General features: G+C 41.1%; 13 protein-coding genes. 9 read left to right on the top strand and 4 right to left on the bottom strand.

Annotated elements, in window-relative coordinates; all coding sequences use genetic code 11:
- Nucleotides 1-9: 9 nt before the first annotated feature.
- Together BM380_RS03170 and BM380_RS03165 are read left to right on the top strand one after the other, a co-directional pair.
- Nucleotides 10-738: a tyrosine-protein phosphatase gene (locus BM380_RS03170; RefSeq protein WP_090492868.1), complete on the top strand. Its 729-nt coding sequence runs from the start codon at nucleotides 10-12 to the stop codon at nucleotides 736-738.
- Entirely contained in the window at nucleotides 731-1,444 is a 714-nt protein-coding gene (locus tag BM380_RS03165; RefSeq protein WP_090492866.1) for a VpsP family polysaccharide biosynthesis protein, read from the top strand. Before BM380_RS03170 ends, BM380_RS03165 begins: the two co-directional genes overlap by 8 nt.
- A gap of 731 nt (nucleotides 1,445-2,175) precedes the next feature.
- On the opposite strand, the gene rsmF is transcribed toward BM380_RS03165, so the two are convergent.
- A complete protein-coding gene (gene rsmF / locus BM380_RS03160) occupies nucleotides 2,176-3,615 on the bottom strand; it encodes a 16S rRNA (cytosine(1407)-C(5))-methyltransferase RsmF (RefSeq protein ID WP_090492864.1) in 1,440 nt (479 codons plus the stop codon).
- A gap of 263 nt (nucleotides 3,616-3,878) precedes the next feature.
- On the opposite strand from rsmF, the gene BM380_RS03155 reads away from it, so the two are divergent.
- The 6 genes from BM380_RS03155 (at nucleotide 3,879) to BM380_RS03130 (ending at nucleotide 12,387) form a co-directional block, all read left to right on the top strand.
- A complete protein-coding gene (locus tag BM380_RS03155) occupies nucleotides 3,879-4,592 on the top strand; it encodes a GntR family transcriptional regulator (RefSeq protein ID WP_024601689.1) in 714 nt (237 codons plus the stop codon).
- Nucleotides 4,593-4,928: 336 nt separating this feature from the next.
- Nucleotides 4,929-5,807, top strand: a complete 879-nt coding sequence (gene prpB / locus BM380_RS03150; RefSeq protein ID WP_013464731.1) for a methylisocitrate lyase — start codon at nucleotides 4,929-4,931, stop codon at nucleotides 5,805-5,807.
- Between the two features lie 25 nt (nucleotides 5,808-5,832).
- Nucleotides 5,833-6,960, top strand: coding sequence for a bifunctional 2-methylcitrate synthase/citrate synthase (prpC, locus tag BM380_RS03145; RefSeq protein WP_090492861.1), 1,128 nt, complete (start codon nucleotides 5,833-5,835; stop codon nucleotides 6,958-6,960).
- A gap of 113 nt (nucleotides 6,961-7,073) precedes the next feature.
- Nucleotides 7,074-9,683: a Fe/S-dependent 2-methylisocitrate dehydratase AcnD gene (gene acnD, locus BM380_RS03140; protein ID WP_090492853.1), complete on the top strand. Its 2,610-nt coding sequence runs from the start codon at nucleotides 7,074-7,076 to the stop codon at nucleotides 9,681-9,683.
- A 12-nt stretch (nucleotides 9,684-9,695) separates the two neighbouring features.
- Nucleotides 9,696-10,871, top strand: coding sequence for a 2-methylaconitate cis-trans isomerase PrpF (gene prpF / locus BM380_RS03135; RefSeq protein ID WP_090492851.1), 1,176 nt, complete (start codon nucleotides 9,696-9,698; stop codon nucleotides 10,869-10,871).
- 220 nt (nucleotides 10,872-11,091) lie between these two features.
- Nucleotides 11,092-12,387 carry a sensor domain-containing diguanylate cyclase gene (locus BM380_RS03130; RefSeq protein WP_090492849.1) on the top strand — a complete coding sequence of 432 codons (1,296 nt, stop codon included), beginning with the start codon at nucleotides 11,092-11,094 and terminating at the stop codon, nucleotides 12,385-12,387.
- Between the two features lie 47 nt (nucleotides 12,388-12,434).
- Here BM380_RS03130 and BM380_RS03125 read toward each other — a convergent pair whose 3' ends face one another.
- Complete coding sequence (locus BM380_RS03125; RefSeq protein WP_090492847.1) at nucleotides 12,435-13,334, bottom strand: substrate-binding periplasmic protein; 900 nt, start codon at nucleotides 13,332-13,334, stop codon at nucleotides 12,435-12,437.
- A 196-nt stretch (nucleotides 13,335-13,530) separates the two neighbouring features.
- Here BM380_RS03125 and BM380_RS03120 point away from each other — a divergent pair, with 196 nt between their 5' ends.
- Complete coding sequence (locus BM380_RS03120; RefSeq protein WP_090492846.1) at nucleotides 13,531-14,454, top strand: V-type ATP synthase subunit I domain-containing protein; 924 nt, start codon at nucleotides 13,531-13,533, stop codon at nucleotides 14,452-14,454.
- 36 nt (nucleotides 14,455-14,490) lie between these two features.
- Here BM380_RS03120 and BM380_RS03115 read toward each other — a convergent pair whose 3' ends face one another.
- Nucleotides 14,491-15,264, bottom strand: a complete 774-nt coding sequence (locus BM380_RS03115) for a type 2 periplasmic-binding domain-containing protein (protein WP_090492844.1) — start codon at nucleotides 15,262-15,264, stop codon at nucleotides 14,491-14,493.
- Nucleotides 15,265-15,580: 316 nt separating this feature from the next.
- On the bottom strand, nucleotides 15,581-15,706 hold the full coding sequence (locus BM380_RS18460) for a hypothetical protein (protein ID WP_302847025.1): 126 nt from the start codon (nucleotides 15,704-15,706) through the stop codon (nucleotides 15,581-15,583).
- Between the last annotated feature and the right edge of the window lie 49 nt (nucleotides 15,707-15,755).

Genomic DNA, 15,755 nt, shown 5'->3' with positions numbered 1-15,755 from the left:
AGTTAATTTATGATTGATATTCACACGCATATTTTGCCGGGTATTGATGATGGCGCTAAAGATTTAACTGAATCTTTAGCGCTTTTAAAATTGGCTGAAAACGACGGCATTACTCATATGGTGGCAACGCCACATATACATGTGGGTCGCTTTAACAATGCGACTGCTCAAATCAAAAACGATTTAGAGAGTTTAAAGCTAGAGGCGCATAAAGAGGGTATTAATGTTAAATTAGCGGCCGCTGCAGAGGTGCGTTTAGACATAGAACTGATGGCAATGGTGATGGCTAATAAGCTGCCTTTTATTGGTAAAATAGCAGACAAAAATGTGTTGTTATTAGAGTTACCGCATTCACACATGCCACAAGGTTACGATAAGTTTATACAGTGGCTCGCTAAACAAAACACACGCGTTATTATTCCGCACCCTGAGCGTAATCGCGATATTCAGTCAAACCTTTATTATATTGAACACTTAAAGCAGTTAGGCTGCGACTTTCAATTAACTGCATCGAGTATTGAAGGGGAGTGGGGCGAAAGCGCTCAAGCAATATCGTTGCAAATGTTAAAAGATGGTTTTGTGAACTATGTTGCCTCTGATGCGCATTCAGTAAAGCGCCGACCGCCTATTTTAAGCCAAGCTAGAAAAACAGTAGCGCAGTTAATAGGTGAAGAGCAGGCAATAGCGCTTTTTGTAACTAACCCGCTGCAATTAACCGAGAGCTTATTTAATGACTAAATTAAACATGGTCAAGGTAGTGCCTGCTGTTATTTTAGCTCTAATAGTGCTTGTAATTGCATATAGCAGCATGCAAAGTATGCGCGCTAATGCATGGTACTTTCATGCACTTAATATTGTGCAAGAGTCGGATGGTGCTTTATCTGGTTCATCGCTTCAAGCTGCAGAAAATGCGATTACGTTAGCTACGAATATGGATCCCGAGCATCCTCATTATTGGCATTTTTTAGCCCATATAAAATTACTAAGCCTCAGTGGTATAGATACCACATCAAGTGAGCAATCAGATAAAGTAAAGCAAACATATCAACAAGCTGAGCAGGCTTTATTAAAGTCGGTTGAGCTTAGACAAACTTGGGCACAAACTTGGATGAGCTTAGCGCAAGTTGTAAGTTATCAAGAGGGACCAACAGAGCGGGTATACAATTATATTCAGCAAGCCAAAAAAGTGGGCCCGTATAAGTTAGATATTCATTTAGGCATTATTCAAATTGCGTTAATGCACTGGAGTGAACTACCACCTACCTACAAAGCCCTTTATGTGAATGAGCTAAAGTTAGCCTCTAAATATGGTTATAAATTTTATGATGTGTTTAGTATGGCTGAGCAAATGAATCGTTTGCCAATAGTGTGTTTATCGCTGCAATTTGGATCTCATTATGAGGCTATTAGAGGCAGTTGGATGTTTAATAAATACTGTGGTTAAAACACGAGCCACGAGTTTCGGGTAACGGGCCTTGAACCTCGCAGCTCGTCTACTCTGAACTTTAACCTTTTTTGAACCACAGAGAGCACCGAGGCGCTTCGCGCTGCACTGAGAAAAAGCTTCAATTTTGGAAATCTAGTAACCAACAACAGTTCTTTAATCTTTGTCTTTAATTACTTTCTCTGTGTTCTCCTATCCTCTGTGGTAAATAAATTTTTAAGAGCTTATTGTAATGCCCAGGTCCGGTTGTCCGATCCCTGCAACCAGTTAACTATCTCCTAAAACCTTTATTTTTGAACCACAGAGAACACCGAGGCGCTTCGCGCTGCACAGAGAAAAAGCTTCAATTTTGGAAATCTAATAACTAACAACAGTTCTTTAATCTTTGTCTTTAATTACTTTCTCTGTGTTCTCCTATCCTCTGTGGTAAATAAATCACTAAGTTCTTATTGTAATAATAGGGCTGGGTAAGTGATTAAGCTCGTAACCCGACTCTCGCAGATCGTTAACTTTCGCCTAGACAAAAAAAGACCCAGAGCTATAAGAACTCTGGGTTATAGAGGGGCTCGTATTTGAGCCCTGCGCTAACTAAAGACACTTTCAGATTCTTAGGGAGAAGAAGAAAGTTATTTAAGTATAGTCAAAAGTGCTAAAAATACACATTTTTGTTCATTTTTTATACTGCTGTAATTACAGCAAGTTACATTTGTTATACACACCTTTATTAGAATTTACGCCCAGTTTATTAACTGCGTATTTTGTACTAAATCTCGTGGTAAAGAGTTTTTAACTTTATTTTTTTGCCATTTCCCTAAGCCAATAGGGCAACCACATAAAGTTAGGATCACCTCGCCGCTGGATTTGGTTACCTCTTCTAGGCGTATATCTTTACCATTAAAGTAATCGTTAGCCTGTTCATTGGTTAATACCAGTACATTACTTTTACACTGCTTACCAAATACGGTGGCAAATTCGTGCGTTAGGCGTACGCCATTTTTATGAATAACGCCTACTTGTATGCCTAATCGCGCATATTTTATTTTATTTTGTATTGCTTCAAATTCATCAGGAAACAGCCAAAGCTCTTTGTCGCGTTGTTTTAACGTACCTGGCAGGCTTGTTAAACCAAATTGCTTTTTGAGAGAGCTCATAAACTCATCTTGCTGTTTACTGTCAAATTGGTTAAACGGGAATGCCCCTTTTTTCACTTTAATGTTTTGGTTTTCGCAGCTGCTGTGCTTTTTAAATTTGGCAATAAAAAAGCCTTCGCTGTCAAAGGTTTGCGGCCAAACATGTAAGTAACCCTCGTCTGTAGTGGCTTTTTCAGCGCCAGGGAAAAGGTCATTTAAAGGCTCTGGCGTAATGTATTCGCCAAATTCTTCTAGCAATGCATCACACACTTGCTGGTTTTCGAGAGGGGTTAATGTACAGGTTGAATACACCAATGTGCCGCCAGGTTTAAGTGCGTAAAATGCACTTTTAATCAGATCTTTTTGTACTTGGGCAATGGTAATATTTGACTCGATAGACCAATTTTTTAGCGCGTCACTATCTTTACGTACCGTGCCTTCGCCAGAGCAGGGCGCATCAAGTAAAATGCTGTCGAAGCATTCAAACATGTAATTGCCAAATACCACACCATCAAAATGCGATAGCGCACAGTTACCTACACCCATACGCTTTAGCGTGGCACTGAGTACTTTTAAACGTGATGACGACAGCTCATTGGCCACAAGCACGCCTTGATTGTTCATTAACGCGGCAAGTTGTGAGGTTTTAGAGCCCGGTGCCGAGGCCATATCGAGCACTGTGTTACTGGTTTTAAGGCTTTGCTTTAGTGCCATTGGCGGCAACATTGAGCTTGCCTCTTGCACGTAAATAGCCCCGCTTAAGTGTAAATCGGTATTGCCCAGCGCTAGGTTTTGCTCTTCATCGTTTGGGCGCTCTAACCAAAAACCTTCGTCGCACCAAGGAATAGCGGTAAGTTGCCAATTTTTTTTAGCCGCTTGTTGCTTAAACTCTTCAACACTCATTTTTAATGTATTAACGCGAACAGATTTACGCAGTGGACGACGACACGCACTTAAAAAGTCATCTAAGTTTAGGTGCTCGGGTAAATAGGTTTTTACGTCGTTAATAAATGGCTCAGGGATGTAAGTGTTTGCGTCCACGATTTGGCTCATACAGTCAAAATAAAGCAGGATAATAGCATTTTTAACGATTTTTTTCAGTGTTAAAAACGAAATAGTAACCCTTAAAAGGTGTCGACATCTTGTTGAGTAAAACAGCTTAAATACATTTTTTATTATACTTTCGGCTAATAATGTCGACAATGTGGTGGTTTTTCACTCAGTTTAAGTGGTTCTAGGGTTGACAGGTATAAATAATAAGCACATAGTTAGAGCATAAATTGTCGACAATATAAAAATACTTTATGACACAGCACTTGTTAAATGAAACATCTATCACAACCGCTTCCGATAAAGTGTTTGTAGATATGCGCCGCGAAATTGTAGAGGGCAGCATTGCACAAGGCAGTAAAATATCTGAGCCGGAACTTGCAAAGCGTTATGGTGTGAGCCGTGCAACGCTTAGAGAGGCATTAAACCGTTTAGAAAGTTGTTATTTAGTTGAGCGCAAAGCCAATATAGGTTGCCGTGTTGTGGCATTAACCGCAGAGCGTTTAATTGAGGTGTATCAAGTGCGCAGTGCTCTTGAGGGACTTGCATGTAGGTTAGCTGCCGACAATATGGAACCAGATGAAGTGCAAGGCTTGAAACAATTACTTAATCAGCATTTGCAAACTCAGCGTGTTAAAGAAGGTGAGTCGTACTATCAAGAAGCAGGCGACCTAGACTTTCATTACAGAATAATCAAAGGCAGTAAAAACGCGCACTTAATACATTTGCTATGCCACGACCTGTACCAGTTAATAAGAATGTACCGTGTACAAATGGGTATGGTAGGGCCGCGAGTATCGAAAGCATTTGACGAACACTTAGCCATTATTAACGCCATAGAAAATCATGATGGTGAGCTGGCCGAAATGCTAATGAAGCGCCATATCAGTGCATCACAAGCGAATATACAAACAAAATTTGATAGATATCAATCAGTACAAGCCACTCAAAATGAAATGGCTAACTAGGGTCTGTTGACCTTTGCGGATTATAATTTGTTCAAACTAGGAGCGGTTTAATCACGGCGCGAGGTTTGTAACCTAGTGGGCTAAGTCAAAACCGAGCAACAAAGAGTAAATCGCTCCAAGGCAGAACCCGAAGGGCAGCGCCTGTTTGGTATTGATGCTGCGTTATCGCCTATTTATGGGGAATAACCACACCACATAGGCTCTGCCTTGCCTAAATACCAAACAGGCTGCTGCAAATTAAATTTTGAAAGGTCAATAGACCCTAATACAGATGTCACATTATTAAAAAATACTAAGTTGCCAATGAGCAGCCCCGTTCAAAGTTAGGAGAAGGTAATGTCAGCAGGATTAAAATTTAAACAGGCAATTGCAAATAACCACCCGTTACAAGTGGTAGGTACTATTAACGCGTACACCGCGATGATGGCTGAAAAAATGGGCCATCAGGCTATTTATTTATCGGGTGCGGGTGTGGCTAATGCCTCATTTGGTATGCCAGATTTAGGGATGACCAGCCTTGATAACGTGCTTGAAGATATTCGCCGTATTACCGGTGCTAGCGATTTACCTTTGTTAGTGGATGCCGACACAGGTTGGGGTGGGGCGTTTAATATTGCCCGTACCGTTAAAGAAATGACTAAAGCGGGTGCAGCAGGCTTTCATATTGAAGATCAAGTGGCGCAAAAGCGTTGTGGCCATCGCCCTAATAAAGAAATAGTTACCCAAGCTGAAATGGTAGACCGAATTAAAGCTGCGGTTGATGCTAAAACCGATAGCGATTTTTACATTATGGCGCGTACCGATGCGTTTCAAAAAGAAGGCTTAAATGCGGCGATAGACCGTGCAGCAGCTTGTGTTGAAGCCGGTGCCGATGCGATTTTTGCAGAAGCGGTTCATGATCTTGCTGATTATCAAGCATTTACTAAGGCGATTAATGTGCCTATTTTGGCCAATATTACTGAGTTTGGCCAAACCCCAATTTACACCAAAGAGCAACTAAGCGATGTGGGCGTAGAAATGGTGCTTTACCCACTTAGTGCGTTTAGAGCAATGAATAAAGCCGCACTTAACGTGTATTCAGCAATTTTGAATGAAGGTTCTCAACAAAGCCAAATTGAAAACATGCAAACGCGTGCAGAGCTTTACGACTTTTTAGATTATCACTCGTACGAAAACACGCTCGATAACCTTTTTTCAGCAAAATCTGACAAATAATAATAAATTCAACAGGAGACACATCATGGTAGATAAAGCATTAGGTGGCGCAGGTTTACGTGGCCAAGTAGCAGGACAAACCGCATTATGTACAGTAGGGCAAACAGGTTCTGGTTTAACTTACTGTGGTTACGACATTAGCGAACTGGCTGAAAAAGCACAGTTTGAGGAAGTGTCGTTTTTACTTTCTCGCGGCGAGCTACCAACATCAAGCGAACTGGCAGAGTACAAAGCTAAACTTAAAAGTTTACGCGGTTTACCCGCTGCGCTAAAAACAGTGCTTGAGAACATTCCAAAAGAGGCACATCCAATGGATGTAATGCGCACAGGGTGTTCTATGCTAGGTAACCTTGAAATGGAAAATGACTTTAGCGAAGCAAACGATGCGATTGACCGTATGGTGGCAATTTTCCCAAGTATTATTTGTTACTGGTATCGTTTTACTCATGACGGTGTTCGCATCGAAACACAAACTGATGACGATTCAGTAGGCGCACACTTTTTAACGCTATTACACGATAAAGCGCCAAGTGAATTATTTGCACAAGTAATGAATGTATCGCTAATTTTGTACGCAGAGCATGAGTTTAATGCCTCTACCTTTACCGGTCGCGTGTGTGCATCAACGCTTTCTGATATTCACTCATGTGTAACTGGCGCAATTGGTACCTTACGTGGTCCACTTCATGGTGGTGCCAACGAAGCCGCCATGGATATGATTGAAGGCTTTAGCAGCGCCGATCAAGCTGAAGACGCGCTAATGGGGATGCTGGAGCGTAAAGATAAAATTATGGGCTTTGGCCACGCAATTTACCGCGAGTCAGATCCACGTAACGTTATTATTAAAAAGTGGTCTGAAAAATTAGCCGCAGAAGTGGGTGATGAGGTGCTTTACCCGGTATCAGTTCGCTGTGAAGAAGTAATGTGGCGTGAGAAGAAGTTATTCTGTAATGCTGACTTTTTCCATGCATCGGCGTACCACTTTATGGGTATTCCTACCAAGTTGTTCACGCCTATCTTCGTAATGAGCCGTGTAACTGGTTGGACAGCGCATGTAAAAGAGCAACGTGCAAATAACCGTATTATTCGCCCAAGTGCTGATTACACCGGGCCAGATGCGCGTAGCTACACGCCAATTGAATCAAGAGGCTAATTAGTTAGCGTTTAAGGTGAGCCTAGCTCACCTTTTATTGTTTATAGCGCTGATGATTACTCATTATAGCGCTTTAGCGTACTCTCCTCCGTCACCAAATTAGCGAATTTATTATGACCATTATTAATAACACCCAATACCGTAAGCCTTTACCAGGCTCCAATGTTGATTACTACGATACCCAAGCCGCGGTCGATGCCATTAAGCCTGGCGCATACGCTACACTACCTTACAGTTCGCGTGTATTTGCAGAAAACTTAGTGCGTCGCTGTGAGCCCGAAATGCTAACCGATGCGCTTAGCCAAATAATTGAGCGTAAACAAGACTTAGATTTTCCGTGGTATCCGGCACGCGTTGTATGTCATGACATTTTAGGTCAAACCGCACTGGTTGATTTAGCGGGCCTGCGTGATGCTATTGCTGCAAAAGGCGGCGATCCTGCAAAAGTAAATCCGGTTGTACCGACTCAACTGATTGTGGATCATTCATTAGCTGTTGAGCACGCAGGTTTTGATCCCGATGCATTTGAAAAAAACCGCGCCATTGAAGATAGACGCAACGATGACCGTTTTCATTTTATAAACTGGACCAAAACAGCGTTTAAAAATATTGATGTGATCCCACCGGGTAATGGCATCATGCACCAAATTAACCTTGAAAAAATGTCGCCGGTTATTCAAAACCGCGATGGCATTGCCTTCCCAGATACTTTAGTGGGAACAGACAGCCATACCCCACATGTTGATGCTTTAGGTGTTATTGCTGTTGGTGTAGGTGGCCTTGAAGCCGAAAGCGTAATGCTAGGACGCGCATCATATATTCGTTTACCAGATATAGTGGGCGTAGAGCTTACCGGTAAACGCCAGCCTGGCATAACTGCAACCGATATTGTACTGGCGATTACCGAATTTTTACGTGAGCAACGTGTGGTATCGACTTACCTTGAGTTTTACGGTGAAGGGGCTGATGCACTAACCCTTGGCGATAGAGCCACCATTTCGAACATGACCCCAGAATTTGGCGCAACCGCGGCTATGTTCTACATCGACGATAAAACTATTGATTACTTGCGTTTAACAGGCCGTGATGAAGATCAAATTGCCCTGGTAGAAAACTACGCTAAAACAGCAGGTTTATGGAGTGATAGCTTAAAAACTGCTCAATACGATCGCGTACTCAAGTTTGATTTATCAAGCGTAGGGCGTAACATTGCAGGGCCTTCAAATCCGCATCGTCGTGTATCTACCAGCGATTTAGCAGCGCAAGGTATTTCGGGTGTTGTTGAGAACGAAGAAGGCTTAATGCCAGATGGCGCCTGTATTATCGCCGCTATTACCAGCTGTACTAATACCAGTAACCCGCGCAATGTAATTGCTGCAGGTTTATTGGCGCGAAATGCAAACGCTAAAGGCTTAATGCGTAAACCGTGGGTTAAAACCTCATTGGCGCCGGGTTCTAAAGCAGTGCAATCGTATCTTGAAGATGCAAAGTTACTCACTGAACTAGAGCAACTTGGTTTTGGTATTGTGGGTTTTGCCTGTACCACTTGTAACGGTATGAGTGGTGCGTTGGACCCTAAAATTCAACAAGAAGTGATTGATCGCGACCTATACGCAACGGCTGTACTTTCGGGTAACCGTAACTTTGATGGCCGAATTCATCCGTATGCAAAGCAAGCGTTTTTAGCGTCACCACCGCTTGTGGTTGCTTATGCAATTGCGGGTACCATTCGTTTTGATATAGAAAAAGATATACTCGGTAAAGATCAGCAAGGTAACGATGTAACCTTAAAAGATTTATGGCCATCTGATGAAGAGATAGATGCGGTTATCAAACAAAGCGTAAAACCTGAGCAGTTTAGAAAAGTATACGAGCCAATGTTTAACTTAACTGTTGATTACGGCGAAGATAACGACCCACTTTACGATTGGCGCCCAGAAAGTACATATATTCGCCGCCCACCTTATTGGGAAGGAGCTTTGGCAGGTGAGCGCAGTATGACAGGTATGCGCGCGTTGGCAGTGCTTGGCGATAACATTACAACCGATCATTTATCACCTTCTAATGCGATTATGGCCAGCAGCGCGGCAGGTGAATACTTAACTAAAATGAACGTACCAGAGGAAGACTTTAACTCATACGCCACTCACCGAGGCGATCACTTAACCGCACAACGAGCTACATTTGCAAACCCTAAATTATTGAACGAAATGGTATTAGATGAAAACGGAGAAGTGAAGCAAGGCTCGTACGCACGCATAGAGCCAGAAGGTGAAAACACGCGTATGTGGGAAGCAATCGAAACCTACATGCTGCGTAAACAGCCACTCATTATTGTGGCAGGCGCTGATTACGGCCAAGGCTCTTCGCGCGATTGGGCAGCAAAAGGCGTTAGGCTTGCTGGTGTTCAGGTTATTGCAGCCGAAGGGTTTGAACGTATTCACCGTACTAACTTAATTGGTATGGGCGTATTGCCGCTTGAATTTAAACCAGGTACAACGCGTAAAACACTTAACCTAGATGGTAGCGAAAGCTACGACGTGAAGGGCGAACCAACACCAGGCGCAACCCTAGAGCTTGTTATTACGCGTAAAAATGGCGAGGTATTAAACGTACCGATGAAATGTCGACTAGATACGCAAGAAGAGCTCTCTATTTATGCGGCAGGCGGTGTGTTACAACGCTTTGCGCAAGACTTTTTAGAAGCCACGCAAGCATCATAAGGACACACGTTTATGTTTAAACCACAAATTAAAGTGCCTGCGACCTATATGCGTGGTGGCACGAGTAAAGGGGTTTTTTTTAATTTAACCGATTTACCCGCACCAGCCCAAGTGGCAGGTGCGGCGCGCGATAGCTTATTATTACGCGTTATTGGTAGCCCAGATGCATACGGTAAACAAACCGACGGCATGGGCGGAGCAACCTCAAGTACCAGTAAAACGGTTATTTTGAGTAAGAGTGAACAGCCCGAACACGATGTTGATTATTTATTTGGTCAAGTCGCCATTGATAAAGCGTTTGTTGATTGGAGTGGTAACTGCGGAAACTTAACCTCTGCTGTGGGCGCGTTTGCCATCAGCAATGGTTTAGTTGATAAATCTCGCGTACCGGATAATGGTATTGCTATTGTGCGCGTATGGCAGGCGAACATTAAAAAAAGTATTTTAGTGCATGTACCCATGACCAACGGTGCAGTACAAGAAACCGGTGACTTTGAGTTAGATGGTGTGACGTTTCCTGCCGCTGAAGTAAAGCTTGAATTTATTGACCCTGCTGATGGTGATGGTGCGCTATTTCCAACAGGCAATGTGGTTGATGATTTAGAAGTACCAGGTGTGGGGACATTAAAAGCAACTATGATCAACGCAGGTATCCCTACTATTTTTGTAAATGCCAGCGATATTGGTTATTCCGGTACTGAGCTACAAGATGATATAAACGCTGATGAAGCCGCACTCACTAAGCTTGAAACCATTCGTGCCTATGGCGCGGTAAAAATGGGACTAATTAATACTATTAATGAAGCGCAAGCACGCCAACACACACCTAAAGTGGCGTTTGTGGCTGCACCGCTTAATTACAAATCATCAAGTGGTAAGCAGGTTAATGCAAGCGATATAGATTTGTTAGTACGTGCAATGTCAATGGGTAAGTTACACCATGCGATGATGGGCACAGCCGCCGTCGCTATTGGCACAGCAGCCGCAATTGACGGAACATTAGTCAATTTGGCCGCTGGTGGCGGTGCTATTAACGAGGTTAACTTTGGTCATCCATCGGGCACACTTAAAGTAGGTGCCGAGGCGGTTGTTACAAATGGCCAATGGCAAGTGACTAAAGCGAGTATGAGCCGCAGCGCACGTGTATTAATGGAAGGCTGGGTAAGAGCGCCATTTGATTATGACTAACTAGCACCCAAAATACGTACTATAGTAAAATAATAAGCCGCGAACTTAACTTAGTTTGCGGCTTTTTTATTTAGCAATTCAGTAGGTTGTAAAATGTACTTTGTTGAGGGGTGCCCAATAAACAGCAACATTTTTTCTGTTATGTCGGCAAATATTCACTTATATTGAAATGAACACTAGCCCGTGTATTTTTTCAATACAGTTTGTACGGAGTACATTAATGGATTTATCAAGGCTAAATGCAGAAAGGTTAATACAAAACTTACAAACCGGTGTGGTGGTGCATTCACCAGACACAGGAATTTTGTATGCAAATCCTGCGGCTTTAAATATTTTACGTTTAACAAAAGAGCAAGCGTTAGGGCGCGACTCGTTTGATAGTAAATGGAAATTACTGGATGAATTTCGTCAACCACTGCAGAGTTCTCAGTATCCTGTTAGTGTTGTTATTAAAACCCAAAAACCATTGATGAATCTTGAAATAGGTATATGTGACAGCTCAAGCGACGAAATTACATGGGTGCTATGTAACGCTTATCCAGAGTTTGACGAGCAGAATAACATTGCTGAAATAGTCGTCACTTTTATAGATATTACTCATCAAAAACAAGCTATTCCATTTAAAGAAATTGTTGAATTAGCCAGCGACGTTATTTTAGTTACCGAGGCAAGCCCTATTACTAATGATGGCCCTAAAATTGTTTATGCAAACCAATCGTTTACTAAAGTAACGGGTTATCATTTAGATGAAGTTAGAGGTAAAACGCCGCGCATTTTACAAGGCGCTAAAACTCAACAAGCCACACGCGATAAAATTAGGCATGCGCTAGAAAATAAACAGCAAGTATCTGAGCAAATTCTAAATTATAAAAAATCAGGTGAGCCTTATTGGATTGATATGAATATTTTTCCATTAAAAAATGCCTTAGGTGAGGTGGCTTACTATGCAGCGATTGAGCGCGATATTACAAAAATGAAGCGGTATCAAGCACAACTAAAAGATTTAACCATTAAAGATCCGCTTACTAATTTGCTCAACCGAAGAGGGTTTATGGAAACAGCTAAACTTGCACTTGATGAGTGTATTAAAGACAGCCAGCACTTAACCCTTACGATGATAGATATAGATCACTTTAAGCGCATTAACGATCAATTTGGCCACGAAGGTGGAGATAGTGTGTTGCAAAGCATAGCTGCTACGTTTAAATCATTTTGTGACAGTGATGATATTATAGCGCGTTTAGGAGGAGAAGAGTTTTGCATTGTTTCGCCTACCAAATGTGTCAGTACCGTTGTTAAAACCTTAGCAAAGTTGCAAGATCATTTAAAAGATAACCCAGTGCAGTTATCAAGTGGCGGGCAGGTGAGTTATACAATAAGCAGTGGTGTATCAAGTTTGACTTCTGAGTCGTGTTCGCTGCAGGGGTTATTAAGAAATGCCGATACCGCACTTTATAATGCAAAAACAACCGGACGGAACCAAACGGTGGTGTTTAACCAAAGCCTTAGACTATGAGTAGATATAACTGAAAACAGGCACGCTCAAATTTAGCTGCCTACGGCTTAATCGAGGTTATAACACTGCTGTTTTTTATTTTTTATAAAGCGCTCAAATTCATTATTTGCACGCATATTCGCTATTTCTGCGTTGATATCATCTAAGATAAATTGCCAATTAGGCGTACTTTTACTGATTTCATAATACAGGGCTTTGTATTCTATGCTTGGCGTTAATGCAACTAGCGCACTAAGCATCCTCTTTTTTTCTCTAGCTGATAATAATGATTTATAAATACTGGCTCTTAGCACTTCTAAGTCGGCAACAATAAGCTCAACCCGACCATTTAAAAGCAAATGAATAAGCTGATACTCACTGTTAGCAACGATGGTTTTTATTTCGCCTTGTTCAATAAGTTGATCTAATTCTTTACTATTTTTATATGAACGTACCACCCCCATAACCCTGTTTTTTACAGAATCAATCCTGCCATCGTAATTTATGCTGTGATCTCTAAGTGCTACAAATGATAAGTCGCCACCAGGAATGGGCTCAGATAACGCCAATAACTGATTACGTGTTTTGGTTAAAATGTTTTCTGACATTACATCGTCACTAATAAAATACTCAGGAAATAAAATATCAGCTTTACCTAATTCAGCTTCACGAACGGCACGCGCCCAAGGGTAAAACTCTATATGTACACCATAGCCGCGTTTTACTAACATGCTTACTGTAAGTTGATATAGCCAGCCCTTATTGCATAAGTGATCGTCTATATAAGGGGGCCAATTAAGTGTAACTAAGCGAAGAACTGTATCGGCTTTTAAATTATAGCCATAGCCGCTTTTGTATTTCTCTCCGAGAAGTGTGATATTTTTATTGTCGACCGTATAGGTTACTGGCGCAGGTTGTGCGTAAGTGAAAAATGATAGTACTAAGGCAGCGATTAAAAATATTCTCATAAGGATAATGCATTTTTATCTTTAATTTTAAGTTTAGTGCGTTATTTGGAATAAACAACTTAAATAGTGAGGTTCTTCTAGTATACAAACAATTAAATATAGCCTTAAAAAGCGATAGCTATTAACATGCAAAGGTAAGTAATTTCACTTTAATACGACATAACAACAAAAAGTCTTTTTACTAGAGGGAATTTTTATGGCTAACAAGCCAATAAGTGAAGACAATCCATTTGCTAATTTATCTGATGTGCAGTGTGAGCAGATCCAAAATTGGTACCAAAAGCATATTTCTTCAACTTTACATTCTTTACTTAAAGGCAGTAAGTCTGGGCAAGTTATTGAGAGTAAGTTAGAAAGTACTTTAAATAAAGCGCTCTCTCAGAGCAAACAGCTTACTACTTATGCTATTGAGGGTAATTCGAGTATTAAATTAAAAAATGCCAGTGTTATGGCTGAGCTTAATGATACCCGTGATTTGTTTTATGGCGCGCAAGTTAAAATAAATAAACTAGAGCAAAAAATAACAACCAGTGCTCAAGAAATACAATTATTAGAGACAGAAAAAAGCGAATTGCAGCTAGAAGTACGTAGCTTAAAGCAACGTTTAAATCACGTACTTTCAAGGCTAGAATCGCAAGGTGTCTCATTCCAAAAAAGCCATTATGTAGGACGTATATTAGTTCAGGCTTTGCGAGCAAGTTTTGAAAATTGGCAGCAAACTCCACAAGGAGAGCCCTTTAAAAATCATGATTTTTACAAGCTTTTCCCGCGTGTTTTGTACTCAAGCTTATTAAAGGAAATAGAAAAACTGCTAGGGGAGCACGATTATAATCAAATCGAGCGTTCACTTAGTGATTTTGTGTTTAAGCAAAAGGGCTCGCCTGTAGAAAATTGGCCAGATGAAGACCCGATTTACGAGACGCGGTTAATTAACCAAAAGCAGTCAGAGCTGTTAATAAAATTACATAGCCAACACCTGCAACGAAAAAACTTTACGTCCTATTTAGAAAAACGCCTTTCTAGTACTGGCTTTACCCATAAACACAGTAATTTATTGATGACTTTAGTTGAGTTTGCGACGCACGATGAAAATAGCAAATTTTCTAGTTATTGCCATTAAGTTATTAGTAATGTTATTAGTATTAAAGCAGCACCACTAAATATCATGTTGTTGTAGGCCAAGTATTTTTAATTTGGTTGCTAGGGTATTTTGTGCAAGTGTTTTTTTTACTATTTTATAAAGTGTGTTTACATTAAGTTGGTGTGTAGCGCGAATTAATAATTGGTGTTTATAGGTTTGCGCGACGCGTTCAGAGATAAGCAGCTTTTTTTTACTTTCTGGGTATTTATTGAGGTATTGATTTAAGTAAGAACGGGTAACAATCGCCATATCGCTGCGTTTTTTTAATACTAATTCAATACTTTTTTTATGACTGCTCAGTAACGTCATTTTATATTCGTTTTCAAGTATTGAGGGATTGTTTTCAAAGTTTGCTAACTGATAGTGATAGCCTAAAATCCCAATTAGGGTTTTATCGTCTAAGTTATCAAACCAAGCTTGTGACTTTGCAAATTGCTTTAAAGCAATAAATACTTCGCTGTCTGTTGCTATCACAGGGGAGTTACTGATTATATGGTTGCCTTGTAGCCACCCCCAGTTTGGATCTTCAAAAAATACCGCATCGAACAAACCTTGCTGATAATCTTTAAAGCGCCGAATAGGTGTGGTGAGCACAAGCTCAAAATGATAGTCAGATTGTATTTTATTAAGTTCAGCAATTAGCTCTACGGTGAGACCTGAAGCACGGCCGTCAACAATCTCTATGTAGGGAGGAAATTCATAGCCACCCACTTTGACCAGAGTTTTAGCTTGAACTTGCCCAGCAAAAATAAATAGCAATAGTAATGTAATGAGTGCAGCAGACTTCACAGGTAAATCCTTTCCTAGAATACTTTCTGATATTTCATCTTATAAGATAGCCTACTTGTTAACATAGTATTAATTTTCAAGCAATAAATTCTGACTTTGCAACGTGATTAAATGGATGTTACCTAATATTTGTTAAGGAAGTTTAGATCGTGAGCGCTTTTTTGGAGCTTTTTGATGTTGGCGTTGCTTGATGGCGGGTGTTTCCCCAATGTCGGGTGGCGCGGCTTCGCCACTTAACCAACCTACGTCCTTAATAATTAACGTAGGTTGGATAAGCCGGAGGCGTCATCCGACGATGTTGGATAAGCCGGAGGCGTCATCCGACGATGTTGGTATTGGTTATTACCGGTGCAGGCTTTGCTTTATGTTGGGTGGCGTTTGGTGTTGGAATGTTACCTAATTTATGGTGTTTTACCAATGTCGGGTGGCGCGGCTTCGCCACTTAACCGACCTACGTTCTTTTTTTATTGGTACGACTGAGTGGATTCGAA

The sequence above is a fragment of the Pseudoalteromonas sp. DSM 26666 genome (assembly GCF_900116475.1).
Taxonomy (GTDB): Bacteria; Pseudomonadota; Gammaproteobacteria; order Enterobacterales; family Alteromonadaceae; genus Pseudoalteromonas; species Pseudoalteromonas tetraodonis.
This window is presented reverse-complemented; position numbering and strand designations above follow the sequence as displayed.